At 72.6% G+C, this 23,199-nt stretch carries 20 protein-coding genes; 7 read left to right on the plus strand and 13 right to left on the minus strand.

Features of this window, described 5'->3' with window-relative positions; translation table 11 throughout:
• The first annotated feature begins 18 nt into the window (after positions 1–18).
• A complete protein-coding gene (locus ACSTA4_RS28095; protein ID WP_444961697.1) occupies positions 19–1,089 on the plus strand; it encodes an AraC family transcriptional regulator in 1,071 nt (356 codons plus the stop codon).
• A gap of 79 nt (positions 1,090–1,168) precedes the next feature.
• Here the strand turns inward: ACSTA4_RS28095 and ACSTA4_RS28100 are convergent, their stop codons facing one another.
• Both ACSTA4_RS28100 and ACSTA4_RS28105 read right to left on the minus strand, forming a co-directional pair.
• Positions 1,169–2,269: a cytochrome P450 family protein gene (locus tag ACSTA4_RS28100; RefSeq protein WP_444961698.1), complete on the minus strand. Its 1,101-nt coding sequence runs from the start codon at positions 2,267–2,269 to the stop codon at positions 1,169–1,171.
• Positions 2,251–3,579 carry a cytochrome P450 gene (locus ACSTA4_RS28105; RefSeq protein WP_444961699.1) on the minus strand — a complete coding sequence of 443 codons (1,329 nt, stop codon included), beginning with the start codon at positions 3,577–3,579 and terminating at the stop codon, positions 2,251–2,253. Before ACSTA4_RS28105 ends, ACSTA4_RS28100 begins: the two co-directional genes overlap by 19 nt.
• Positions 3,580–3,837: 258 nt before the next feature.
• Here ACSTA4_RS28105 and ACSTA4_RS28110 point away from each other — a divergent pair, with 258 nt between their 5' ends.
• Together ACSTA4_RS28110 and ACSTA4_RS28115 are read left to right on the plus strand one after the other, a co-directional pair.
• The gene (locus ACSTA4_RS28110) at positions 3,838–4,587 is read left to right on the plus strand and encodes a hypothetical protein (protein WP_444961700.1); all 750 of its coding nucleotides are present in this window, start codon (positions 3,838–3,840) and stop codon (positions 4,585–4,587) included.
• 221 nt (positions 4,588–4,808) lie between these two features.
• Positions 4,809–7,403: a glycoside hydrolase family 9 protein gene (locus ACSTA4_RS28115; RefSeq protein ID WP_444961701.1), complete on the plus strand. Its 2,595-nt coding sequence runs from the start codon at positions 4,809–4,811 to the stop codon at positions 7,401–7,403.
• Positions 7,404–7,512: 109 nt separating this feature from the next.
• On the opposite strand, the gene ACSTA4_RS28120 is transcribed toward ACSTA4_RS28115, so the two are convergent.
• The 4 genes from ACSTA4_RS28120 to ACSTA4_RS28135 form a co-directional block, all read right to left on the minus strand.
• Complete coding sequence (locus ACSTA4_RS28120; protein ID WP_444961702.1) at positions 7,513–8,364, minus strand: DUF1206 domain-containing protein; 852 nt, start codon at positions 8,362–8,364, stop codon at positions 7,513–7,515.
• A 289-nt stretch (positions 8,365–8,653) separates the two neighbouring features.
• On the minus strand, positions 8,654–9,808 hold the full coding sequence (locus ACSTA4_RS28125) for a PQQ-dependent sugar dehydrogenase (protein WP_444961703.1): 1,155 nt from the start codon (positions 9,806–9,808) through the stop codon (positions 8,654–8,656).
• Positions 9,809–9,836: 28 nt separating this feature from the next.
• Complete coding sequence (locus ACSTA4_RS28130) at positions 9,837–11,012, minus strand: FUSC family protein (RefSeq protein WP_444961704.1); 1,176 nt, start codon at positions 11,010–11,012, stop codon at positions 9,837–9,839.
• A complete protein-coding gene (locus ACSTA4_RS28135; protein ID WP_444961705.1) occupies positions 10,994–11,776 on the minus strand; it encodes an alpha/beta fold hydrolase in 783 nt (260 codons plus the stop codon). The genes ACSTA4_RS28130 and ACSTA4_RS28135 overlap by 19 nt, the downstream gene beginning before the upstream one ends.
• 235 nt (positions 11,777–12,011) lie before the next feature.
• Here ACSTA4_RS28135 and ACSTA4_RS28140 point away from each other — a divergent pair, with 235 nt between their 5' ends.
• Complete coding sequence (locus ACSTA4_RS28140) at positions 12,012–12,620, plus strand: hypothetical protein (protein WP_444961706.1); 609 nt, start codon at positions 12,012–12,014, stop codon at positions 12,618–12,620.
• A 338-nt stretch (positions 12,621–12,958) separates the two neighbouring features.
• On the opposite strand, the gene ACSTA4_RS28145 is transcribed toward ACSTA4_RS28140, so the two are convergent.
• Both ACSTA4_RS28145 and ACSTA4_RS28150 read right to left on the minus strand, forming a co-directional pair.
• Complete coding sequence (locus ACSTA4_RS28145; RefSeq protein ID WP_013155558.1) at positions 12,959–13,489, minus strand: DUF1360 domain-containing protein; 531 nt, start codon at positions 13,487–13,489, stop codon at positions 12,959–12,961.
• Positions 13,482–15,353 (minus strand): glycoside hydrolase family 15 protein, encoded by a 1,872-nt coding sequence (locus ACSTA4_RS28150; protein WP_444961707.1) that lies wholly within the window; start codon positions 15,351–15,353, stop codon positions 13,482–13,484. Before ACSTA4_RS28150 ends, ACSTA4_RS28145 begins: the two co-directional genes overlap by 8 nt.
• A gap of 155 nt (positions 15,354–15,508) precedes the next feature.
• Between ACSTA4_RS28150 and ACSTA4_RS28155 the strand changes: the two genes are divergently transcribed.
• Both ACSTA4_RS28155 and ACSTA4_RS28160 read left to right on the plus strand, forming a co-directional pair.
• Positions 15,509–16,561, plus strand: a complete 1,053-nt coding sequence (locus tag ACSTA4_RS28155; RefSeq protein ID WP_444961708.1) for an SDR family oxidoreductase — start codon at positions 15,509–15,511, stop codon at positions 16,559–16,561.
• 33 nt (positions 16,562–16,594) lie between these two features.
• Positions 16,595–16,960 (plus strand): DUF3140 domain-containing protein, encoded by a 366-nt coding sequence (locus ACSTA4_RS28160; protein ID WP_248772632.1) that lies wholly within the window; start codon positions 16,595–16,597, stop codon positions 16,958–16,960.
• A 90-nt stretch (positions 16,961–17,050) separates the two neighbouring features.
• Here ACSTA4_RS28160 and ACSTA4_RS28165 read toward each other — a convergent pair whose 3' ends face one another.
• A complete protein-coding gene (locus tag ACSTA4_RS28165; RefSeq protein ID WP_444961709.1) occupies positions 17,051–17,572 on the minus strand; it encodes a MarR family winged helix-turn-helix transcriptional regulator in 522 nt (173 codons plus the stop codon).
• A gap of 180 nt (positions 17,573–17,752) precedes the next feature.
• Here ACSTA4_RS28165 and ACSTA4_RS28170 point away from each other — a divergent pair, with 180 nt between their 5' ends.
• Positions 17,753–18,682 (plus strand): NADP-dependent oxidoreductase, encoded by a 930-nt coding sequence (locus tag ACSTA4_RS28170; RefSeq protein WP_444961710.1) that lies wholly within the window; start codon positions 17,753–17,755, stop codon positions 18,680–18,682.
• On the opposite strand, the gene ACSTA4_RS28175 is transcribed toward ACSTA4_RS28170, so the two are convergent.
• The 4 genes from ACSTA4_RS28175 to ACSTA4_RS28190 all read right to left on the minus strand — a co-directional run bounded on the left by ACSTA4_RS28175 (position 18,672) and on the right by ACSTA4_RS28190 (position 23,184).
• Positions 18,672–20,048: an MFS transporter gene (locus ACSTA4_RS28175; protein WP_444961711.1), complete on the minus strand. Its 1,377-nt coding sequence runs from the start codon at positions 20,046–20,048 to the stop codon at positions 18,672–18,674. The two genes, ACSTA4_RS28170 and ACSTA4_RS28175, sit on opposite strands and share 11 nt — an antisense overlap.
• Positions 20,049–20,265: 217 nt before the next feature.
• Entirely contained in the window at positions 20,266–21,999 is a 1,734-nt protein-coding gene (locus ACSTA4_RS28180) for an ABC-three component system protein (RefSeq protein ID WP_444961712.1), read from the minus strand.
• Complete coding sequence (locus ACSTA4_RS28185) at positions 21,989–22,249, minus strand: ABC-three component system middle component 6 (protein WP_444961713.1); 261 nt, start codon at positions 22,247–22,249, stop codon at positions 21,989–21,991. Before ACSTA4_RS28185 ends, ACSTA4_RS28180 begins: the two co-directional genes overlap by 11 nt.
• Entirely contained in the window at positions 22,246–23,184 is a 939-nt protein-coding gene (locus ACSTA4_RS28190) for an ABC-three component system protein (RefSeq protein WP_444961714.1), read from the minus strand. Before ACSTA4_RS28190 ends, ACSTA4_RS28185 begins: the two co-directional genes overlap by 4 nt.
• Positions 23,185–23,199 lie beyond the last annotated feature (15 nt).

The raw sequence follows: 23,199 nt of genomic DNA on the forward strand, positions 1-23,199 counted from the left end.
GCGTCTACACTCACTCCCATGGACCCTTTGAGCGACATGCTCAGCGGCATCCGCTCCGCCGGAGCCTCAGTCAGCCAGGCCTCGCTGGACCCGCCGTGGACGATCCGCTTCACCGGCGGCGCGCCGCTGACCATGCTGACGGTGATCAGCGGCGGCGGGTCGGTGGCCATGCCCGACGGGACCGCCCTCAGGCTCGGCGCGGGCGACACCGCGCTCGTGCGCGGCCCCGACCCCTTCCACCTCGCGGACAGCCCCGCCTCGCTCCGCCGCCCCCACCGGGACCACGAGATCGACTGCCTCGACCCGGTACCCGGGGGCGGGTCGGTCAGCGCTCCCCCGAACGGACTCCCCCGGCGCGACGGCCTCCGGGACGGCGGCCTCGGCGGTGGGCCCCCCGCCGGGTCCCCGAACGACGGCGTCGCGAACGGCAGCCTTGGTGACGAGGCCACCGCGGGCGCCACCACCCTCATCGTCACCGCCTACCGTGCCACCCGGAGCCGCCACGAGCGGCTGCTGCGCACCCTGCCGCCCACGCTGGTCCTCAACGAGGAGGCCGAGGACGTCTTCTGGCTCGACGCGGCGAGGGACGCCCTGTCCCGGCGGCACCTCCCGGGCGGCCAGGCCCTGGTGGACCGCGTCGTGGACATGGGGCTGGTGTGCAGCCTGGCCTGCTGGTTCGAGCAGGAGGGCGCCGACGCCCCCGCCTGGTACCGGGGGGCCGTCGACCCGGTGACCGGACCCGCGCTGGAGGCCGTCCACCGGCGTCCGCACGAGGCCTGGACGGTGGGCGCCCTGGCCGCCCGGGCGGGGGTGTCGCGCGCGCTCTTCGCCAAGCGCTTCACCGAGGTCGTGGGCCAGTCGCCCCTGGGCTACCTGACGGAGTGGCGGATGTACACCGCCGAGGAGCTGCTGGCGGACCCCGAACTGAGCGTGGCGAAGGTGGCCGGGGCCGTGGGCTACGCCGACCCCTCCTCGTTCAGCACGGCCTTCAAGCGGCTGCGGGGGCTGAGCCCGCGGGAGTTCCGTCTGCGGAACCTGCCGTCCGGGACCGGCGCCGCCCCTGCCCCCGGTGCCGGAGCGGGTTCCTGATCCGGACCGGGGCCCGCCCCGGTCCGCCCGGAGACCGGAACCGGCCCGGGGCCGCGAACGGTCCCCGGGCCGGACGGCCTCAGCCCCAGACGACGGGGAGCGCGGCCCGACCGCTCGCCACGATGGACGGGGCCTGCTCCACCTGAGCCCCCTCGGCCAGGCGCAGGTCCGGGAAACGCGTGAAGAGAGCCTCCAGCGCGGTCACGCCCTCCAGCCGGGCCAGTCCCGCGCCCAGGCAGAAGTGCGGACCGTGCGAGAAGGCCAGGTGCCCCCGCTGCTCCCTCCGCAGGTCGAAGGCGTGCGCGTCGTCGCCGTGGCGCCCGGGGTCGCGCCCCGCCGCGCCGAAGCCCATGAGCAGCGCCTCCCCCGCGGGCACGCGCGTGCCCGCCAGGGTGACGTCCTCGGCCGTGTAGCGCAGCGGCAGGTACTGGATGCTGGCGTCCCAGCGCAGGGTCTCCTCGACCGCGTCGGCCCAGGAGGCTCCGCCGGACCGCACCAGCTCCAGCTGGTCCCGGTGGGTGAGCAGCGCGTGCACGGCGTTGGTGATGAGGTTCATCGTGGTCTCGTAGCCCGCGCCGATCATCAGGATCAGCGTCCACACCAGTTCGGTGTGGGAGAGCCGCTCGTCGCCCTCGGCCCGCGCCTGGAGCAGCGCGCTGGTGAGGTCGTCGCCCGGCTCGCGGGACTTGCGCTCGGCCAGCTCCGCCAGGAAGGCCTGCATGTCGGCGTTGGTCTGTGCCGCCACCTCCGGGGTGGTGGTCGCGTCGAAGACCCGGTGCATCAGGGTGTGCAGGGTGCCGCGGTGCTCGGCCCCGACCCCGAAGAGCTCGGAGATGACCGTCATGGGCAGCGGCAGCGCCAGCGCCGCCTTGAGGTCCACCGGCCCCGGTCCGGCGGCGGCGAGGCCGTCGAGCAGTTCGGCGGTGATCTCGGTGATCCTCGGGCGCAGCTCCTCCACCCGGCGCGGGGTGAACGCCTGCGAGACCAGGGTCCGCAGGCGCCGGTGGCGGTCGCCGTCCGCGGTGAGCATGTTGTCCGGGGCCACCCAGGAGATCAGCGGCCAGTCCATGGGGATCTCGCCCTGCGCCCACGCCCGCCAGTGCCGCGCCTCCTTGCGCACGCCGGGGTGGGCGAGGGCCTCCATGATGACGTCGTGGCCGGTCAGCGCCCGAACAACCACGCCACCAGTGATCTCAACCTCGACGACGGGGCCGCGGTCGCGGAGTCCGGCTGTCTGTCGGTGGAGGTCGTAGGGGTGGAGGACGGGGATGTCTGCTGCCATGGCGGTGTTCCCTTCGGGGAGTCGGGCGGAAATTCCACGGGGAGTTCGGCCAGGGCCCGCGCGAACGGGGAGACGCGCCAGTGCGGGACCGGGGCGGCCACGCGCAGGCCGCGCAGGCGCTTGGTGAGGACCTCGACGCCGACCTGGGCCATGGCCTGGGCGAACCCGTGGGCCGGGCAGCGGTGCGGGCCGACGCCGAAGGCCAGGTGGGCGCGGGTGACGTGCTCGATGTCGGGCCCGTTCTCGGCCATCGCGGTGTGGGCGGCGGCGTAGCCGAGGAGGATGGGCTCCCCCTTGCGGATGACCCGTCCGCCGCTGATCTCGACGTCGCGCACCGGGTAGAGGACCGGGTAGTTGGTGATGGGCGGCTCGCGCCACAGGACCTGCTCGACCACCTCGTCGATCCCGACGAGGGCGCCGTTGAGGGCCCGGCTCACCTCGGGGTCGGTGAGGATCGTGTGCGTGGCGGCCGTGATGAGGTTGGCGGTCGGCTCGGCGCCGGCGCCGATGGTCACGACGAGCTGGTGCAGCATCTCCTCGTCGGTGAGCCCCGCCCGGTGCTGGAGCAGCCAGGTGGTGATGTCCTCCCCCGGCGACGCGTGCTTGTGCGAGATGGCGTCGGACAGGGCGCGCTCGTACTCGGCGTTGGCGCGCACGACGTCGTTGCCGTCCCACAGGTCCACGAGCGAGGTCAGGACGCGCTCGCCGACCTCGCGCGAGAAGCCGAACAGGTCACAGAGCACCAGCAGCGGCAGCAGGCGGGCGTACTCCGGAACCAGGTCCGCGCTGCCGCGTTCGACGAAGGCGTCGATGAGGCTGTCGGCGTGGCGGCGGGTGCTCTCGCCGACGCGGCTCTCGGGCACTCGGCCCAGGGAGTCGACCACCGACCGCTTGAGGCGGGCGTGGGCGTCGTCGTCGGCGAAGAGCAGGTTGGGGCGGTAGGCCATCATCGCGGCCACGGGGGCGTCGTCGGGGACGCGCCCCTCGGACCAGTCGCGCCAGAGCCGGGAGTCGCGCCGGAAGGTGCGGGTGTCCCTGCACCAGGCCGTGATGAGCGCGTAGTCGGCGACCACCCAGGCGCTGATCCCGGGTGAGATCTCGGCGGGGAAGACGGAGCCGTGTTCCTTGGCCATCCGCGCGTAGACGTCGTGCGGGTCGGCGTGGAACTCGGGGGCGTGGAGTTCGGCGTAGGGGCAGCGGGAAGCCAACGTTTTCCTGTTCTACAGGGGGGTTCGAGAGCCGCGCCAGTCTAGTACCGCAACATGTCCGTTGTTCCTTCCGTCCCATCTGTTCCACCCCTCACGGAACGGAGGGGGCGGCCGTCCTCCTCCGGAGTCCCGGAGGCGCCCGGTCAGCGGCGTGAGTTGTAGCATCGTGGCCGGATTCCTCCCCCCTGCAACCCGCTCCTCCGGTCCCGGCGAAGGCCGTACGGCGGGGCTCCTCGACACACACGGGAACGGACGTTCATGGACGCTGAAGACACCCAGGTCATGACCAGGACGAGTGAGTTCACCAGCACCACCCTGAGCTGGGAGGCCTCGGTCCGGGGTCGGGTCGCGGCGGCGGTCGACCGCCTCTCGGGGCCGCTGGCCGACCTGCTGGAGCGCGACGCCAACGACGGCGACACCCGCATGCTCGTCGCCGACTTCTTCAGCGTCGGACTGAACTTCAGCAAGTACCAGGACATGACCACCGAGTACCGGACCAGCGGGGACTCGATCGACTACGCGATCGTGCTGGACGGCAAGCTGTTCGCGCCGGTGGAGGTGCGCCGGGTCGGCCAGGGGCTCGACCAGCGCAACATCCAGGTGTCCCGGCGCCTGGCCGTCGAGGAGGGCGCCGAGTGGGTGATCCTCACCAACGGCCGCCTCTGGAAGGTCTACCACCTGCGCCCCGACGACGACGGCGGCAACCGGCCGGTGGAGGTCATCGACGTCGACCTGACCGACGCCGACGCCTACCAGCGCAACATCGACGCCCTGTTCCACATCACCCGTGAGGCCGTCGACCGCGGACGGCTGGAAACCCTGCGCAAGTGGAACGAGGCCGTCGAGGCGGCCCCCGTCGCCGAGGTGCTGCGCAGCGACGCCGTGGTGGAGGCGGTCCGCGCGCAGTTGCGCGCCGCCACGGGCCACCTGGGGCACACGGGCGACGCCGACGAGGTGCGCCGCGCCCTGGTCGGGGAGGTCATCGCGGCGGGGCTGCTCAAGGACTGACGCCGGTGGCGGGCCCGGCTCCCCGGAGCCGGGCCCGCCCGCGTCCGCCCGCCCCCGCTGGCCACCGGCTCCGCTGCGGATGTGTCCCGCCTCCTTCGCCGCCCGCTGGTTCGTGCGTTTGCCCCCATTGACAGCTGTGATACACGACACAACAATGGTCATACTATTGGGAGCGCTCCCAGTGCTTCCGGCCGCTTACCCCCCAGCGGAAGGACCCCCCGTTGAGTCCGGCACGAAGAAACCGCGCGGCGGCGCTCGGCGCCGCAGCCGCACTGGGCACGAGCCTGCTCGTCGCCTCCCCCGCCCAGGCCGACGACGAACCGGTCGAGCAGATCACCAACGGCGACTTCACCGACGGCACCACCGGCTGGTGGGCGACCGAGGGGATCGACCTCGCCGTCAGCGAGGACGGAGCCCTGTGCGTCGCGGTCCCCGGCGGCACCAGCGACCCGTGGGACCAGATCGTCGGCCAGAACGACATCCCCCTCGTGGCGGGGGAGTCCTACTCCCTCACGTTCACCGCCTCCGGCGCCGACGGCCTGCCCGTCCGCGCGCTGATCCAGGAGCCCGTCGACCCCTGGCGCACCGAACTGGACGAGCGCCCCGTGCTCACCGCGACGGCGACCGGCTACGAGTACGTCTTCACCGCGTCGGCCGAGATGGCCGACGCCCAGGTCGCCTTCCAGATCGGCGGGGCCGAGGAGGACTGGACCTTCTGCCTGGACGACGTGTCTCTGCTCGGCGGTGCCGAACCCCCGGTCTACGAACCCGACACCGGCCCGCGCGTGCGCGTCAACCAGGTCGGCTACCTTCCGCAGGGCCCCAAGAACGCCACCGTGGTCACTGACGCCGAGGAGGCCCTGCCCTGGCGGCTGGCCGACGCCGGGGGCGCGGTCGTGGCCGAGGGCGACACCGTGCCCCGCGGCCTGGACGAGTCCTCCGGGCAGAACGTGCACACCGTCGACTTCAGCGGCTTCACCGGGACGGGCGAGGGCTACACCCTGACCGCCGACGGCGAGACCAGCCACCCCTTCGGCATCACCGCCGACCCCTACGCCGCCCTGGCCACGGACGCCCTGGACTTCTACTACACCCAGCGCAGCGGCATCGAGATCCTCGACGAATTCGCCCCCGGGTACGGGCGCGAGGCCGGGCACGCGGGCGTGGAGCCCAACCAGGGCGACACCGACGTCACCTGCCACCCCTCAGCCCCGTGCGACTACTCGCTCGACGTGTCCGGCGGCTGGTACGACGCGGGCGACCACGGCAAGTACGTGGTGAACGGCGGCATCTCCGTCCACCAGCTGATGAGCGTCTACGAGCGCGCGCACACCGCGCCCACCGGCGACCCCGCCAGGGTCGCCGACTCCACCCTGTCCGTGCCCGAGCGGGACAACGGCGTGCCCGACGTCCTGGACGAGGCCCGCTGGGAGATGGAGTTCCTGCTGTCCATGCAGGTCCCCGAGGGCGAGGAGCTCGCGGGGATGGCCCACCACAAGGTCCACGACGAGCGCTGGACCGGCCTGCCCCTGCTGCCCTCCGAGGACCCCCAGCCCCGCTACCTGCACCCTCCGTCGACGGCGGCCACGCTGAACCTGGCCGCGACCGCCGCCCAGTGCTCCCGCGTGTTCGCCCCCCACGACGCCGACTTCGCCGCGACCTGCCTGGAGGCGGCCGAGACCGCCTGGAACGCCGCGGTGGCCGAGCCCGAGCGCCACGCGACCGTCGGCGGCGAGGGCGGCGGCGCCTACGACGACGACAACGTGGCCGACGAGTTCTACTGGGCCGCCGCGGAGCTCTACCTGGCCACCGGTCACGGCGACTACGAGGAGGCGGTGGTCTCGTCGGAGCTGCACACCGCCGACGTGTTCACCTCCGCCGGGTTCGACTGGCGCTGGACCGCCCCGCTGGGCCGCCTCCAGCTCGCCACCGTGCCGAGCGGGCTCGACGGGCGCGACGAGGTCCGCGCCTCCGTCGTGGAGGGGGCCGAGCAGTACCTGGCCGACGTCTCGGAACACCCCTACGGGCTGGCCTACGACCCCGAGGGCGGGGTCTTCGCCTGGGGCTCCAACAACCTCGTGCTCAACAACATGGTGGTGATGGCCACCGCCTACGACGTCGGCGGTGACACGCGCTTCCGCGACGCGGTCCTGGAGGGCATGGACTACATCCTGGGACGCAACGCCCTGAACCAGTCGTACGTGACCGGGTACGGCGAGAACGACGCGGTCAACCAGCACAGCCGCTGGTACGCCCACCAGCTCGACCCGCGCCTGCCCAACCCGCCCGAGGGCACCCTGTCCGGCGGGCCCAACTCCGACACCGGCACCTGGGACCCGGTGGCCCAGTCCAACCTGGACGGGTGCGCCCCCCAGTTCTGCTACATCGACCACATCGACTCGTGGGCGACCAACGAGCTGACCATCAACTGGAACTCCACGCTGGCCTGGGTGTCCGGGTTCGTCGCCGACCAGGGCGACGCCTCCCTGCCCGCCGGGTCCTCCTGCGAGGTGGACTACGTGGTCCACGGCCAGTGGCACGACCGCTTCAACACCCAGGTGACCGTCCGCAACACGGGTGACGAGCCCGTGACCGGCTGGGAGCTGGTGTGGTCCTTCCCCGGCGGCCAGACCGTGGAGCGCCACTGGAGCAGCGCGCTGGAGCAGGCCGGGCACGCGGTGACCGCCGTGAACGCGGACTGGAACGGGACCATCGAGCCCGGCGACGAGGTGACGTTCGGCTTCATCGGCACCCTGGCGTCCGGGGCGAACGCCGTGCCCGCGAGGTTCTCACTCAACGGCTCGGTCTGCGGCTGACCCGTGGGCGGGGCGACGACGGCGCGCCCGCCCACGCCGTAAGACCCCCCTTGGAGGACGGGGCCCCTCAGGAGAGCGTGGGGCCCCGTCCGTATGTCCGGGGGTTCATTCAGCGCTGCCAGCGCGCCTGGCAGAAGCAGTAGGCGCCGTAGAGGGCGACGCCCAGGGCGACGGCCACCAGCGCCCAGGGCCCGGCCGGGGTCTGGGAGAAGGCCCGCAGCGCACCGTCCAGCCCGACCGCCTGGTCCTTGTCGAAGGCGATCGCGGCCTGGAGGAAGAAGACGCCGACCGCGGCCAGGACCAGGCCCTGGGTACCGATGCCGAGCACGCCGATGGTGACGACGGCCCTGCGCCGTCGCGGCGTGAGCGCGCCGAGCGTCAGCTCCTGCGTGAAGCGGCGGGTCACCGCCTTCCAGATCTGGTACAGGCCAACGGCGATCACGCCGCAGCCCACCGCGCCGACGGCGAACCGGCCGAAGGGCAGCGCCATGATCTGGGCCGTCAGCGCCTCCGACCGGCTGTCCTGGGATTGGGGAGACCCCTGCCCCAGCAGGAAGCCCGCGATGCTGGAGGCCAGCACGGCGTAGACCACCGCTCGGGCGCCGGAGGCGATGCGTCTGGTGGCCCTCTCCAGGCCCACGACGGCGTAGACCGCCTGCCACACGGTGAGTCCCACCAGCCCTGCCGCCGCGACCCAGAGCAGCAGCATGCCGCCGGTGTTCTGGGCGACCAGTTGGAGGGCGCCGCTGTTGTCCGCCTCCTGGCCGCCGCTGTCGCCGAAGGCGATGCGCAGGGCGAGGTAGCCGATGATGAGGTAGAGGAGGCCCGTGGCGGCGAAGCCCACACCCGCGAGCCTGCGCAGCCAGGTGCTGTGGGCCGCCTGGCGTCCCGCGCGCCGTCCCGCCGCCCGGGCGTCCTTGGCGGAGCGCCGTGCCTTACCTGGTAAGTCTGAGGAGGACATGTCCGGCCCGTGCCCGCGAGGAGGGCACGAAAACGGATGTTTACCGTTACTACTCCCTTTTGTGCTGTTCAGCGACGTGGAATCCCTCCGGAGCGCCCGTGCGGGACGACGGGTTGACCCGTCGCGGACCGGGTGGGCCGACGGGAACGCGGGACGTCGGGCGCTGGCGGAAACGGCGTGGAACAGCGCGGGCCGACCAGGGACGGCACGGAACGCCCGGCCCCGCGTGGAACGCCGGATCCCGCCCGGGTGCGCGGGCGCACACCGGTGGGCGGGGCGGCCGGGGCGCCTACTCCAGCGGCACCCGCAGGATCCTGTCGCCCCCCTCGACCGGCTCCCCGACCCCGTCGAGGTTGCTGGTGGCCAGCCACAGCGCGTCGCCGCCGGGGGTGGTCACCACCGTGCGCAGGCGGCCGTACTCCCCCTGGTGGTGGTCCACCGGCTCGCCCACGCCGCCGTCACCGGTGAGCGGCACCTCCCACAGGCGTTCGCCGCGCAGCGCCGCGACCCACAGGGAGCCGCCCGCGACCGCCGCGCCGCTGGGCGAGGCCTCCGCGGGTCTCCACGTCAGCAGGGGATCGACGTACTCGTCGCCTCCCCCGGCGCCCTCCACCTCGGGCCAGCCGTAGTTGCCGCCCGGTTCGATCAGGTTGACCTCGTCGAACTCGTTCTGCCCGAACTCGGTGGCGTACAGGTTGCCCTCGTCGTCCCACGCCAGGCCCTGGACGTTGCGGTGGCCGTAGCTGTAGACCGGGTTGCCGAAGGGGTTGTCCGGGGCCGGGTCCCCGTCGGCGGTGATCCGCAGGATCTTGCCGCCCAGCGAACCGGTGTCCTGGGACAGGCCCTCCCTGCCCGCGTCCCCGGTGCCGACGTACAGCAGGCCGTCGGGGCCGAACCCGATCCGGCCGCCGTTGTGGTACGAGGCGGAGGGGATGCCGTCGAGGACGACCTCGGCGTCCCCGAAGCCCCCGTCGCCGCTCTCGGGGTCGTACTCCATTCGGCTGATCCGGTTGTCGGAGGCCGCGGTGTGGTAGGCGTACACGTACGGTTCCCCGGGGAAGTCCGGGTGCACGGCCAGCCCGAGCAGACCGCCCTCGCCGTTCGGCGCGGCCCCCTCGACGGTGCCGACGTCGGCGACCGAGCCGTCGGGGGACACGCGGACGACCTCCGCCGAGTCGCGCTGGGCGACCAGGGCGGAGCCGTCGGGGAGGAAGGCCAGTCCCCACGGCACCTCCAGGCCCGCGGTGACCTCCTCCGGTCGGCCGGGGTCGGCACCGGCGGAGCCGTCCTGCCCGCCCGGCTCCGGTCGGCCGTCCGTTCCGCCCGCCCCGTCCCCCTCCGCGCCGCCGGTGATCCCCTGGGCTCCGCACCCGGTGAGGAGGACGAGGGCGCCCAGGACGGCGGCGGCGCGGAGCGCCGCGCTCGCGCACGCTGAAGGTTCCATGCCGGTTCCCTTCCCCCTGTCGGGACCGTTACCCCGCCGTACCGCCCGACGTCCCCTCCTCGCTGTTCTCGTGCCCCTCCCGCAACTCCTCGAACAGGCGCTCCAGGTCGGTGAGGAGCGCGCTGTGCACGGGCCAGCGTTCGGAGTCCCAGTCCTCGCTCATGTGCTCCCGCACCCGGTCGATGCGCCGGAGTCCCCCCTCCAGACAGGAGTCCAGGTCGGCGGAGACGGTGTCGCGCTCGGGTTCCCCGGCCTGGTGGACGGCGTCGAAGGCGTCCGCCGCCGCCTCCAGGAGGGGGGAGAACTCACGGAGGAAGGCGTCGCTCGGCTCGGGGAAGCGCGACCGGCCTCCGCTGGCGGCGCGGAGGGTGCGGATGAGGGACTGGAGGTGGCGCGCGGACCGGCCCAGGGCGAGGATCCAGCCGTAGTAGGCCTTCGGCGCCCTCTTCGGTGAGGGACCGGCCAGGAGCCGACGCGGGTTCAGGCGCGCCCGGTACTCCTGCTGTGAGACCGACTCCCGGGCGTTGCGCTCGGTGCTGTCGAACCCCTGCGCGACCCGGGCCCAGTAGCCGGCGTCCGCGAGCCCCTCGCCGCCCTCGCGGAGCGCCTCGGCCATCTCCCGGCTGAGGTCGCGCAGGCCGTCCGTGAAGTCGAGCACGGCGCTCTCGGCGTCGCGGAAGCGGATGGCGGGCGCGAAGACCGTGTTCGTCACGACCGCGGCCCCGGCCCCCACCAGCACCATGAGCAGCAGCGTTCCGAGGTCCACGGGGCTGCCCGCGGTACCTCCCGCGAGCGCGAACGACGCCACCACGGGTATCTGCTTGCCCTGGTCGCCGAAGATCGTGAACTGCCCCGCGATCATCGCGACGAGCACGGCCAGGGCGAAGAACCACACGTTGAGCCCGACGGTGAGTCCGGTCAGACCCGCGATCAGGGCACCGAGGAAGACCGCGGGGACGTAGCGCAGGGACTGGAGCACCGACCCGTACACGCTGGGGCGCACCACCAGGAGCGCGGAGAAGGGGGCGAAGCCGACCTGGGCGGAGTCCACCATGAGCGCGCCCAGGGCCCAGGCCCCGGTGGAGGCGATGACGCACTTGGCGATGATGACCGCGGTCTCGCGCTCGTAGCCGCGCCGCTCGACGATCCGGCGCAGCACCTCACGGGCGTTGGCCGCGGCCCTCCTCAGCCGTTCGGCGACCATCCGGCCTCCGCCCTCCGGTCTCGTGCCGTCTCCCGCGCGAACTCCTCGACCAGGTCGGCGACCCGCCCGGGGGCGGCGGCGGTGAGCGCGTGGGGCTGTCCCGGCAGGGTCACCAGCCGCCCCCGGGGCAGCAGCCGGGCGGCCTCCCGAGCCCAGGTCCCTGGGCAGAGCGGGTCCTCGCCCCCGCGCAGGACCAGGGTCGGCTGCACCACCCTCGGCAGGACCGTCTCGGTCCGGTGCTCGCGGCTGGCCAGAAGACTGCGGACGTCCCTGCGCGGCCCCGCGTCCCAGTAGTCGGCCACGACGGAGCGGATCACGGAGAGGTCCTCTCGCATGCCGTCGCGCAGCAGGCGCGCGGCCAACTCGGGCAGCGAGCGCGCCCCGGGGTCCGTCGTGGGCCCGGCCAGCACGAGCGTCCCGACCTCGTCGGGCGCGCGCACCGCGGCCTCGGCGACCACCTGCGTTCCGAGGGAGAGCCCGAGCAGGCAGGGCCGCTCGATCCCGCGGACGCGGAGCCACGCCAGGAGGGAGTCCGCGAGTCCGGTGACCGTGGGCGCGTGGTCGGGTGCGGTGCTCGCGCCGAACCCCGGCAGGTCGACGGCCCAGGCGGGCATCCTCCCCTCCAGGGCCCTGACCACGGGCAGCGTCTGGCGGGAGGAGATCCCCGCGCCGTGCACGCAGACCACCGGCGGCCCCTGTCCGGGCACGTGCCACCAGGCCATCGACGCGCTTCCGACCACGTCCGTGCCCCTGCGGGCCTCCATGCCTACCCCCGAACGGCCTCCTCGGCTCCGGTCATGTGGTCGCCACAACTACCCAGGGCCCCCGCCTTCAACCCACTCCCCCGCCGAGGCGTGTGGAGACGCCGCGGGGCGGTCAGGGAGGTACACGCAAGGGTGTGCGCGCGAAGGGAGCCGGGAGATGGGCAGGAAGTCGGATTCGCCTCCGAAGCACCCGTGGTTGCGGGGGGCCGTGCGGGGTGTCGCGGGTGCGATGGCCATGAGCGGTATGCGGCAGGTGGAGGTCGGAACGGGGTTCGTGCGGCGCACACCGCCCGAGGCCGTTCTGGCGGAGGGCGTGCCCGCCCTGCTGGAGAGCGTCCCCCCGGAGCGGAGGAAGGCCGCGATCGAACTGGCCCACTGGGGGTACGGGGCGGCGGCGGGCACCGTCTTCGCGCTGCTGCCGCGCCGGGTGAGGCGGTGGCGGCTGACCGGTCCGGTCTTCGGGGTGGCGGTCTGGAGCGCGTACGAGCTGGCCGTGGCCCCCGCGCTCGGCCTCGCCCACGCGCGCAGGCACCGGCCCCGGGAGCGGTGGGCGTTCCTGGTCGACCACGTGGTCTTCGGGCTCATGGTCGGGGAGCCGCCCGAGAGCGTGGTGGCCGGAACCGGGGGTTCCGGGGACGACGCGGAGGAGAGGTGCTGCTGCGGGGGCCACCGAGGGCGCGGAGGCCGTCGGGACCGCCGGAAGCGCGGGAGACACGGAAGCCACTGCGGTCACGGCAGCCACGGGCAGCACGCGGACGACGACGGCCCCGGGGTTCACGGTGGTCATGGGAAGCACGGTGACCACGGGAAGCACGGGGGACGGGGAAAGCGCCACCGGTCTTGACAGCGGGGAGGCGGGGGCGGGCGACCGGCCGGTCGCCCGCCCCCGCCTCTACGACGTGCTCTCCGTGCTCCGGCCCGGGGTGTCCGGGACCGGCACGGTGCCCCGGGGAGACCGGCCGGAACGGCCGCCGGTGTGGTGCGGCGCTCCTACCCGCACCTCGGAGAGGTCCGACGGTCGGGACGCGCCGCAGGTACAGGGCCACCGCGGAGGAGGTTCCCGGCGGGTCTTCCCGGTCGAACCGGACGCGGTGCCCCGCGCGTCACGGCGCCACGCCCGAGCGGAGCCGGTGCCCACCGGCCGCCGGGGCGTGGCGGCACCGGCTCCAGGGGGCGGCGGCGTTACTCCTGGGCCTTCTGGAGGCGCACGTACGCCAACTGGAGCCAGTCGGACACCGCCACGGCGCTGAACACCGCCCCGGTCCCCCGGGTCACCCCGGGGGCGAACACCAGGCCGAAGGCGTAGGCCGTGGCGATCCACTGCGCGGTGCAGAACGGGCAGGTGATCAGCTCGCCGACCGCCCGGCGGGCGCCCTGGCCGCGTACCTCCTCGGCCAGCTCCGCCGGGGCCGAGACCCCCTGGAAGCGGGTGAAGAACGCCCGGAGCGGGCTGGTGACCGCGTCCTTGGCCAGCATCCGGGACAGCTTGTGCGTGGTCAGCCCCATCAGCGCCAGGTCCCACGGGCCCACGCTCTCGGCCCTGCGCCTGCCCCGGAACCGGCGCGCGGCGAGCAGCCCGACCCCCACCAGTGCCAGGTAGCCCGAGGCCACGGCCGTGTACCCGAAGAGGGGCTGGTCGCTGTCGCCCCGGTAGGCCTCCGCCTCCTCCTGGATCGTCTCCTTGATGTCCCCGGTGGTGTTGTGGTCAGCCATCTGCTCCGGTCCTCCTTCGTCGTGTCGCGCCGCCCGACCTGTCGCGCACCCACGAGTGCAGCGCCTCCCCGTCCCCGGCCTGGTCGAGGTTGACCGCCGCCTCGATCAGCGCGAGGTGGGTGAAGGCCTGGGGGAAGTTGCCCAGCATGGTGCCGTCGGCGGCCATCTCCTCCGCGTGCAGTCCGAGCTCTCCAGAGCTCCCGCACAGTTCCTCGAACCTCCGCCGCGCCTCCTCGGTCCGCCCGGCGAGCACCAGGGCGGAGACCATGTCGAAGGAGCAGAGGAGGAAGGCGCCCTCCGGGGTGCCCAGTCCGTCGTCGGTCGTCTCGGGGTCGTACCTGCGGACGAGTCCGCCCTCTCCGCCCAGCTCCGCGTCCACCCGCTCCAGGGTCGCGAGCACGCGCGGGTCGGTCCCCTCCAGGAAGCCCAGGAGCGGGATCCGCAGCAGCGACCCGTCCACGTGGGACGAGCAGTAGGACTGCGTGAAGGTCCCGGCCTCCGCGTCGTAGCCCCGGTCGAGGACATCCCGGCGCACGGCGTCCAACTCCTTGCGCCACTCGTCCAACGGGACGTCGTCACCCGCCTTGCCGGACTCGGTGGCCAGCTGGACCCCGCGGTCCAGGCACACCCAGGCGTAGACCTTGGAACTCGTCCAGTGCCGCGGCCGCGACCGCACCTCCCACATGCCGTCGTCCGGTTCGCGCCAGATCCGGCACGCCGCGTCGACCATCGAGGAGAGCTGTTCGACGTCCCCGCGCCCGAGCCCGCCGGTGGCCTCCTCGTAGGACAGCGCGGCGTCGAGCACGTGCCCGTACACGTCCAGCTGGTGCTGCGAGTAGGCGTCGTTGCCGACGCGGACCGGTCTGGACCCGGCGTGTCCGGCGAGGTGGTCCAGGGTCTCCTCCCCGGGCGGCGGCTGTTCGTCGACCGCCTGCACCGGAGGGATCCAGTCGATCGGTTGGCCGCACATCCGCAGCAGGAAGCGCAGGTAGTGCCCGGCCTCCTCGGCGTGCCCGAGCCGCAGGAAGGCCAGGACGACGAGCGCGGCGTCGCGGTGCCAGACGTAGCGGTAGTCCCAGTTGCGCGGACCTCCCGGCCACTCGGGCAGGGACGTGGTGGGCGCGGCGATCAGGGCGCCGCTCTCCTCGTGGAGCAGGCCGCGCAGGGTGAGGGCGCTGCGGCGCACGTGCGTGGCGCCGACCCCGTCGTAGTCGGTCCGCCGGGACCACTCCCGCCAGGCGTCCAGGGTCTCCCGCAGCAGCGCCCGCCCCTCCCCCAGGCCGACGCGGCGCCCGCCCTCCAGGTAGTCCAGGGCGAACACGGCGGTGTCCCCCTCAGCCAGCTCCACGCGGTACTCCGGCACGCCGTCCCGTGCGAGCGCGGGCGCGGGCGAACCGGACAGCATCGGCCCCGAGGCCTCCCGCAGGCCGCCGTCCACCCGTTCCCACACGGGTTCGGCACGCGCGAAGTCGGGCCTGGCGTCGAACCGCGATCGCACGGACGTGCTCCCGGAGCGGCACTCGACGACCCGCAGGAGGAAGCCCTCCCGGTACAGGCCCGCCCCGCCCTCCCGCGGCCTTCGCACCGCGAGCAGGTCGCGGACGGCCACCTCCGTGTCCGTGCCCCGCCAGAGCGTCTCCAGGACGAGCGTGTCGTCGACGTAGGCGCGTCCGGCCGGGCTCGCCCCCTCGACCTCCAGGGTCCACCCGCCTCCGCGCGGGTCCAGGATTCCCGAGACGAGGGCGGGTCCGTCGAACCGGGGGACGCACAGCCAGTCGACGGTGCCGTCGGGTGTGGTGAGAGCGGCGGTGTGGCAGTCCGAGAGGAAGCCGTGGTCGCCGATGCTCGCGGCGCCCTGTGCCATCCGCACCTCCGAGTCGTGTCGTGTTCCCGGGAACCCCTCATGTGCGACTGCCCCGGGGCGCCCCCGGCGAAACGACAGCTCAGAAGCTTGCCGCAGCATGTACATACCGGGTGGCGCTCGCGGGTAGCGGAGGGGGCGAAGGGCCGGAAGCGGCTGTGTCGACCCGTGTGGGGGTGGCCGAGGTGGCCGGGAGACCGAACGGCCGGATCGCGGTGGTCAGCGGAGCCAGCGCGGGCGTCGGAAGGGCGACCGCGCGCGAGTTCGCCCGGCGGGGGTACACCGTCGCGCTGCTCGCGCGGGGGCAGACGGGGCTGGAGGCCGCCGCGGAGGAGGCCCGCGCCGAGGGCGTGACCGCGCTGCCGCTGCGGGTCGACGTGAGCGATGCCGAGGCGGTGCGCGGGGCCCTGGCCCAGGTCGAGTCGGAACTGGGGCCGGTGGACGTGTGGGTGAACTGCGTGCTCGCCACGGTCATCTCGCCGTTCATGGAGGTGGAGCCGGAGGAGTACCGCCGGGTCACCGACGTCTGCTACCACGGCTACGTGTACGGCACCCAGGCCGCCCTGGAGCGCATGCTGCCCCGGGACCGGGGGGTGATCGTGCAGGTCGGGTCGGCCCTGGCCTACCGCGGCATCCCCCTGCAGGCGGCGTACTGCGGAGCCAAGCACGCGATACGCGGGTTCACCGACTCCGTACGGGCCGAGCTGATCCACCGCGGATCGGGCGTCCGGGTGACGGAGGTGCACCTGCCCGCGGTGAACACCCCGCAGTTCACCTGGACGCGCGCGCACCTGGACGGCCGCCGCCCGCGCCCCGTGGCTCCCGTGTACCAACCCGAGGTCGCGGCCCGGGCGATCGTCTGGGGTGCCGAGCACCCGAGGCGGCGCCGGTACTGGGTGGGGATCTCGACGGTGGCCACCGTCCTGGGCCAGCGGTTCGCGCCGAGAGTGCTCGACTGGCAGCTGGGGCTGACCGGACGAAAGAGCCAGGTGCGCGACGCCCATCCGCCCGCGCGCGACAACCTGTTCCGTCCCATGGACGACGAGCACGACTTCGGCGCGCACGGCGAGTTCGACGACGAGTCGCGCGAGTCGAGCCTGCTCCAGGAACTGAGCCAGCGGCGCGGCACCGTGGCCCTGCTGGGCGCCGCGGGGTTCGCGGTGGGAGCCGCGGGCTACGCGGTCGCACGGGGAGCGCACCGACGGGCCTGACCAGCAACGAAGTCGAAACCGAGGGGGAAGAGCATGGCCGAGCACGATCCCGCCGTCGACGAGGCGTGGGAGGAGTTCCACGCGGTGGTGAACATGACCGGGGAGCAGCTGCGCGAGTGGCTGCTCACGAACGCCTCGGGCGAGGACGCCTTCCGCACCGAACCGGGGCACACGGTGTCCCGGAGGGGCGAGGCGGTCGTGAACCTGCTGAACAAGCGCCGTGTGGACGTGACGGAGGCCGACGTCGAGCTGATGCGCGAGGTGACCGAGTACGTCCGCGGCCAGCTGGCGGACCCGCACCGCGAAGACGCGGCGTGGCGGCACCGGCTGATGTCGGTGGGACACGACCCGCTCAGCCCCGACTCGGCGCGCCCCGACGAGGAGGACCTCGCCGGGTAGCGGTCACCGTGGGGCCGGGGCGGGCGCCCGCGCCCGCCCCGGCGCGCGTCGGCGCCCCCGTGCGGTCCTCCCGCACGGGGGCGCCGGTGTTCAGGGCTTGGGCGGCTCTCCCGCGTCCCCGGATCGGCGTCCCCGGCGGGGAGCCGCCGAGCGTGGCGGCTCCTCGCGCATGTGGTCGCGGACCCGGGTCATGATGTCGCCCAGAGCGCGCAGGTCCCGTTCGGACAGGGAATCGAACAGCAGGCGGCGCGCGACCCGGATGTGGCCGGGCATGACCGCGGCGACCCGGGCCAGACCCGCCTCGGTGATGGTGACCAGGGTGGCGCGCTGGTCGTCGGGGCAGGGCCCGCGGGTGATCAGTCCGGCCTTCTCCAGCAGTCCGGCCTGGTGGGTGAGGCCGCTGCGGCTGTAGACGACGCCGTCGGCCAGTTCGGTCATGGTGAGTCGGCCCCTGGAGTCGGCGAGGCGGCCCAGGAGCTGGAACTGGACGTAGCTGATGTCTCCCTCGGCCCGCAGTTGCTGCTCGATGGCGTGCTGGAGCAGGCTGACGGACTCGACCAGGGCGAAGTAGGTCTCCAGCTCCCGGCGGTGCAGGGTGTCGGTGTCAGCCATGCCGTCATGCTAGTTGGTTCGACGTCGAAGCAGCGGTGCGGACCATGTGACCGGAGTCACCGACCTGACCATGGTGCTTCGACTTCGAAGCACATATGGTGGGCATATGCTTCGAACTCGAAGCATATACACGCCCACAAATGCTTCGAAATCGAAGCAAATGAGTACGAGGAGCGAGACATGAAGGCAGTTCGCCACCACGAGTACGGCGGCAGCGACGTCCTGGTCCACGAGGAGGTCCCCCGGCCGGTCCCGGGCGCGGGACAGGTCCTGGTGAGGGTGGCCGGCACCTCCTTCAACCCGGTCGACGCGGCGATCCGCGCCGGCCACCTGCGGCAGGTGCTCCCGGTGACCCTCCCGCACGTGCCGGGCATCGACGTGTCGGGGACGGTCGCCGAGAACGGCGGCGGCGCCGGGGGCTGGAACACCGGCGACGCGGTCGTGGCGTTCCTCCCCATGGACGCCGACGGCGCGGCGGCCGAGTACGTGGCGGTACCCGCCGAGGTGCTGGCCGCCGCCCCCAAGACCGTCGAGCTGGCCGACTCCGCGGCCCTGCCCTCGTCCGCGCTGACCGCCTGGCAGTCCCTGTTCGAACACGCCGGGCTCAGGGCCGGTCAGACCCTGCTCGTGAACGGCGCGGGAGGAGCGGTCGGCGGCTACGCCGTGCAGCTCGCCAGGCGGGCCGGGGCCGTCGTCACCGCGACGGCGAGCGCCCGCAGCGCCGACCGCGTCCGGCGCTACGGCGCCGACCGCGTCATCGACTACACCGCCGCTCCCCTCACCGAGTCGGCCGGTGAGCGCTACGACGCGGTACTGAACCTGGTGATCACCTCGCCGGAGGAGACCGCGGCCCTGGTGGGGCTCGTCGCGGACGGCGGTGTGCTCGTCAGCGCCACCACCCCGGCCGAGCCCGACGCCGCGCGCGGGGTGCGCACCGTACGGGTCTCCGCCCGCAGCGACGCCGACCAGCTCGCCGAGCTCGTCGCCCTCGTCGACGCCGGTGAGCTCCACGTCCACGTCGGGGCGCGGGTCCCCCTCACCCACCTGCCGAAGGTGCACGCCGACAGCGACGCCGGGACGCTTCCCGGCAGGACCGTCGTCACGCCCTGACGCCCCGTACCGTTCCCCGCGCCCCGAGGAACCAGGCCGCGGCCGCCGCCAGGAGGGCGAGCCCGCCCAGGGCCGGGCCCACGACGTGGAACGCGTCCGTGAACCGCTCGCCCTCCAGGCGCCCACCGGTGAGCGCGGCCAGGAGCGCCCCGACCGCGGCGAGGGCGACCGTCTCCACGGTGATCCGGGAGGCGTTGAACACCCCGGCCGCGACGCCCGTCCGCTCGTCGGGCACCGCACCCATGGCCATCCCGTCCACGACGCCGTTGGTGAGACCCACTCCGGCTCCGACCAGCAGGAACGGCAGGAGCAGCCGCCACGGGGTGGCGTCGGGTCCCAGCGCGAGCAGCCCCGTGGCCCCGGCGGCGCACAGCGACAGGGCGCCGACCACGACCGCGGTGTGGGGCAGGCGCGCGGCCAGTTCCGCGCCCAGTGCGGGCAGCAGAAGGGTGGGCAGCGTGAGCATCATCAGCCACAGTCCGGCCCGGCCCGCGCCCAGGCCGACCACGGCGATCAGGTACGACGGCAGGTACACGAGCAGGGGCACGAGCACCGCCATGAACGCGGCGGCGGACAGGGCGTGGGCGACGAACCGGCGGTTGGCCAGCAGGACCAGGTCCACCAGGGGATCACTGGCTCGGCGTTCGACGAGCACGAAGGCGACCGCCAACACCGCGGCCAGAAGCAGTCCCGTGAGCACCGACGGCAGGCCGCGCGCGGGGCCCTCAACCAGGACGGTGATCAGCACGAGCAGCGCCGAGGTGAACAGGACGGCGCCGAGCCGGTCCGCGGGCCGACCCGTGCCGCGTGCGGCGGGTAGCAGGGGCACGAGCAGGAGGACGAGCCCGGCCACGGCGGCCGGGGAGGCGAACGCGGCCCGCCAGCCGAGGTTCTCGACGAGCAGTCCGGCCACGGCCGGGCCGAAGGCGGTACCGGCGCCCAGCACCGTGCCCAGCAGGCCGAAGGCCCGGGCCCGCGCGGAGCCCTCGAAGGCAGCGGCGATCATCGAGCTGCCGCCGGCGACCGCCGCCGCGGCGCCGACGCCGCCCGCCGCGCGCAGCAGGTTCAGGGCGGCGACGTCCCGGACGAACAGGCACAGCAGACCGCTGGCGCAGAACAGGGCGAGGCCGAAGGCGTAGACCCGGCGGCGGCCGACCGCGTCGGCGACCGACCCCGCGCACACGAGGAAGGCGGCGAAGCAGGCGTTGTAGGAGTTGACGACCCACTGGGCGGCGGTCAGCGCTCCGCCGAGTTCGGCCCGGACGGCGGGCAGGGCCACCGAGGCGCCGGTGATGGCCAGCGGGAAGGTGAGTGTGGAGATCAGGACGGCGAGGAGCAGTACCCCGCCGCGGTCGCGTGTGGACAAGAGGGGCTCCGTGGCATCGCAAAGGCGGAGCCGGGCAGCACGCGGTGCCGCACCGGCGCGGTCGCTGATGCGGCGGGAGGACTCTGGGGTCGGCCGCCGCTAGGCGGCCACGTCATCCGATTCGGGCACGGGCGGGAGCCTAGCCGGTCTCCTGCGGCCCGGGCCAGCGGTTTTCCGTGCCGCTGCCGGGCCGGAATCGGCGCGACTACCTGTTCACTCAGAAACGGAACCCGAAGAGTCCTCCGGTCTCGGAGTCCTTGAGCATGGGATCGATGACGTGCGGATCGGCGTCGAATCCCATCCGCTGGGCCTTGGCGAGGTCGTCGGAGTTCATCGTCACGACGTACTGCATACCCTCCTTCCTCGTGACCCGCGCGGCCAGATCCAGAGCTCGGGCGACCTGTCGCTCGTCCACCCCGTCGTAGAGCTTGCTGTCGTGGACGAGGAAGTCGGGGCCGCGTCCCGCTCGATGGGCGATCACCGCCCAGGTGAGGTCGAAGCAGAACATCTTCATGTTGGAGATACCGGTGCTGTCGTCGGCTTCGAGCTTGAGCTCGATCTCCAGATGGCTCCGCCTGGCCTGGAAGGTCAGGTAGGGAGCGCGGGCATCGCCGTACAGGTGCTCAGCGAACCGGTTGAACAGCAAGCTCGCCCGTTGTTCCTGTTCCCGCCTGGCGTCGATGTCACGCTGGACCTCCTCCTCCAGGGCGGCTTTCTCCTGGTCGATCTGGCGGCGGCTCTGCTCCAAGGTCCTCGCGGCGTCGAGCCTGCGTTGGAGGTACTCCTGATGCGCCTGCTCCTTGGCCAGCGCACCCTGCATGACGGTCAGCGTGTCCAGGGCTCCGCCCTCGTTGAGCGTGTGCAGAAGCGCGGACTGCCGGTTGCCCAGTTCCCCGCGCTCCCGCTCGCTCGCGGCGAGCTTCTCCCGCAGCCTGGCGGCCTCCTCGTCCAGATATTGTCTGCGGTTGCGTACGACCGCACGGTGGAACTCCTCCACCTGGTCAAACCGGGCCCGCACTTGGTCGCCGAGGAGCACGCCCATCTCCGCGTAAGCCCGCTCCAGGTACTCGTGGCCGGGGTCATTTGCCTCCTCGATCGAGCGCTCGATGTCGGCGAGGTTGCGCTGGTCCACGACGTCCGCCTCGCGCAACGCACGGATCCTGGAGTTCACCCGCTCCGCTTCACGACGGATCTCCTCGTACTCGGGGACGACCTGGAAGTCGGCGATCTGGTCCTTGAGCTCGACGATACGGCGTTCCACGACCGTGAGCTGTCCGCGCAGGTCACCGGACCTGCCAACGATGTCCTTCCAAACCGGGTCGTTGGACGCCTGCCCGAGCTTCCTCCGGGTCTGCTCCTTGTCGGACAGTTCGCCGTAGCGTGCGGCCAGCGCCCAGTCCATCCCGAGCAGGTAGCACAGGTTGGCGGTGGCGAGGTGACGGGAGGTCTGCGGGTTGGGTTTGAGGGCGTCGGCGAAGCCGTTCCTCTCGGTTCTGCGGAGGTAGAAGCTGAGAAGGAGTCTGCCGCTGAGCGCCTTGTCGGACTCACGTATCCCGAACAGTTCCCGTTCGAGGGCGCTCTTCCACTCCTTAGTGGTGACCGTCCCCTCCCGCTGGAAGAGCGCGTCGGGCTCGGGGCCGAGGATGTCCGGGTCGAGGAGAACCTTCGCATGTTCTCTGCCGGAGCGCCGCACGCTGAGGCGTCCGTGGGGAACGGGCCAGTCCATGACGAGCTCGAACACTGTCTCCTTGTTTTCCCTGCGGGTGACCAGCGGCGTCCTGTCAGCCCCCAGAAGGAAGTGGAGAAGTTCGATCATGCTCGTCTTGCCGACGGCGTTGCGGCTCTCCTCGTCGGTGGAAAAGTCCGTGCGGTCCGCGACGAGCAGGTTGAGGCCGGGACGGAAGGTGACCGTACGGAACCGAGGGTCACTGGCCTTCAGTTCACGCAGCACGTGAGGCCTCCCGGAAGACGAGGATGTCGTCGCGGAGTTCGACGGTCCCCAGCGCGTACAGGACGTCGAGGGCGAGGACGAACCACCAGAACGGAACCGGTGCCTTGTGGTCGTTCTCGGTACGCCATTTCTGGAGTCGGCGCCAGGCCTGGGTGACGGTGAGGCTCTGTCGCTCACTCGCCATGAGGATCTGGGCGCCCACGGTCAGCAGCGCCCGCTGCGGCGCGACACCCTTGGTCGGTGCGATCACGCGATTCCCCCTTCCAGGACCTCGTCAGCGGCCCGCCAGCCTTCTGGAGGCACTCTGAAAATCTCGCACTCACCGAAGAAGTACATGAGCACGACGTTGGCCTCAATCTGGTCCTTCAGGTCCTTGGCCTCGTTGCCAAGGATGTACCACTGGAGCCGCGTCACCACGGCATCGGGGTCGTCGTGGGCTTCGGCGAGTTCCAGGTACTCCTGTCGGAAGGCTGCCGCCACCTCGTCCCTCTCCACCGGGTCGGCCAATCCCTCGTAGTAGTCCTCGACCAGCGGCACTTGGGGCAAGCTCAACAGGAGAAAGCCCCGCATGGCGTCGCTAAAACGGTTGTACTCCAGCTTGCGGCTCGGAGGAACGGGGATGCTGCCCGGAAGGGGGCTCTGCTTCCTCCTCGTGGACAGGTGTTCCAGGAGCGGAGCCAGTTCGGCCATTCCGACACCAGTAACCATGTCCCGCAGCGGAAAGGGGCCGATGAGATCCTCGATCTCCTCCTCATCCAACTTGCTGAGGACGCGGAACATCTGGTCGAGGCCGAAGTTTTCGAACTTGAGCGAAGGTTGTTCGGCCTGGGCCGACGAGATCGCCAGGGTGACCTGGGGCCCCACTCCACGCGGATGGTTGTGGACGAAGACGAAGGTGTCGAAGTCGCCTTGTCGGTGCTTGAGGGCCTTGGCCAGATCCGAGCGGAACTTGCGGCGGACCTCGTACTCATCCACCACTTGGGGCCCGTAACAGGCGTAGAGTTTACGTCCGCTGATCACCAGCCCGTCCGCGCCGAGGTCGCCTCTGGTCGTGCGGACGGGGAAGAATCCTGGCTCGCCCAACTGCATGAGGCGGTGGAAGAAGTCCTCGAACCCCTCTCCGTGCAGGTTGGCTATCTTGTCGCCGAGCATCGTGCGCGCGCACCAGCGTTTCCAGGGCTCCATGCGTGCATCTTCCGT

Source organism: Nocardiopsis sp. M1B1 (genome assembly GCF_052466615.1).

What these genes read in the sequence shown, in the direction of transcription:
- ACSTA4_RS28125 (WP_444961703.1), bottom strand. Translation starts at nt 9,808, where the DNA reads ATGGAACCTTCAGCGTGCGCGAGCGCGGCGCTCCGCGCCGCCGCCGTC.
- ACSTA4_RS28095 (WP_444961697.1), top strand. Translation starts at nt 19, where the DNA reads ATGGACCCTTTGAGCGACATGCTCAGCGGCATCCGCTCCGCCGGAGCC.
- ACSTA4_RS28110 (WP_444961700.1), top strand. Translation starts at nt 3,838, where the DNA reads ATGGACGCTGAAGACACCCAGGTCATGACCAGGACGAGTGAGTTCACC.
- ACSTA4_RS28150 (WP_444961707.1), bottom strand. Translation starts at nt 15,353, where the DNA reads ATGGCACAGGGCGCCGCGAGCATCGGCGACCACGGCTTCCTCTCGGAC.
- ACSTA4_RS28190 (WP_444961714.1), bottom strand. Translation starts at nt 23,184, where the DNA reads ATGGAGCCCTGGAAACGCTGGTGCGCGCGCACGATGCTCGGCGACAAG.
- ACSTA4_RS28165 (WP_444961709.1), bottom strand. Translation starts at nt 17,572, where the DNA reads ATGGCTGACACCGACACCCTGCACCGCCGGGAGCTGGAGACCTACTTC.
- ACSTA4_RS28135 (WP_444961705.1), bottom strand. Translation starts at nt 11,776, where the DNA reads ATGGAGGCCCGCAGGGGCACGGACGTGGTCGGAAGCGCGTCGATGGCC.
- ACSTA4_RS28140 (WP_444961706.1), top strand. Translation starts at nt 12,012, where the DNA reads ATGAGCGGTATGCGGCAGGTGGAGGTCGGAACGGGGTTCGTGCGGCGC.
- ACSTA4_RS28145 (WP_013155558.1), bottom strand. Translation starts at nt 13,489, where the DNA reads ATGGCTGACCACAACACCACCGGGGACATCAAGGAGACGATCCAGGAG.
- ACSTA4_RS28130 (WP_444961704.1), bottom strand. Translation starts at nt 11,012, where the DNA reads ATGGTCGCCGAACGGCTGAGGAGGGCCGCGGCCAACGCCCGTGAGGTG.
- ACSTA4_RS28170 (WP_444961710.1), top strand. Translation starts at nt 17,753, where the DNA reads ATGAAGGCAGTTCGCCACCACGAGTACGGCGGCAGCGACGTCCTGGTC.
- ACSTA4_RS28120 (WP_444961702.1), bottom strand. Translation starts at nt 8,364, where the DNA reads ATGTCCTCCTCAGACTTACCAGGTAAGGCACGGCGCTCCGCCAAGGAC.
- ACSTA4_RS28160 (WP_248772632.1), top strand. Translation starts at nt 16,595, where the DNA reads ATGGCCGAGCACGATCCCGCCGTCGACGAGGCGTGGGAGGAGTTCCAC.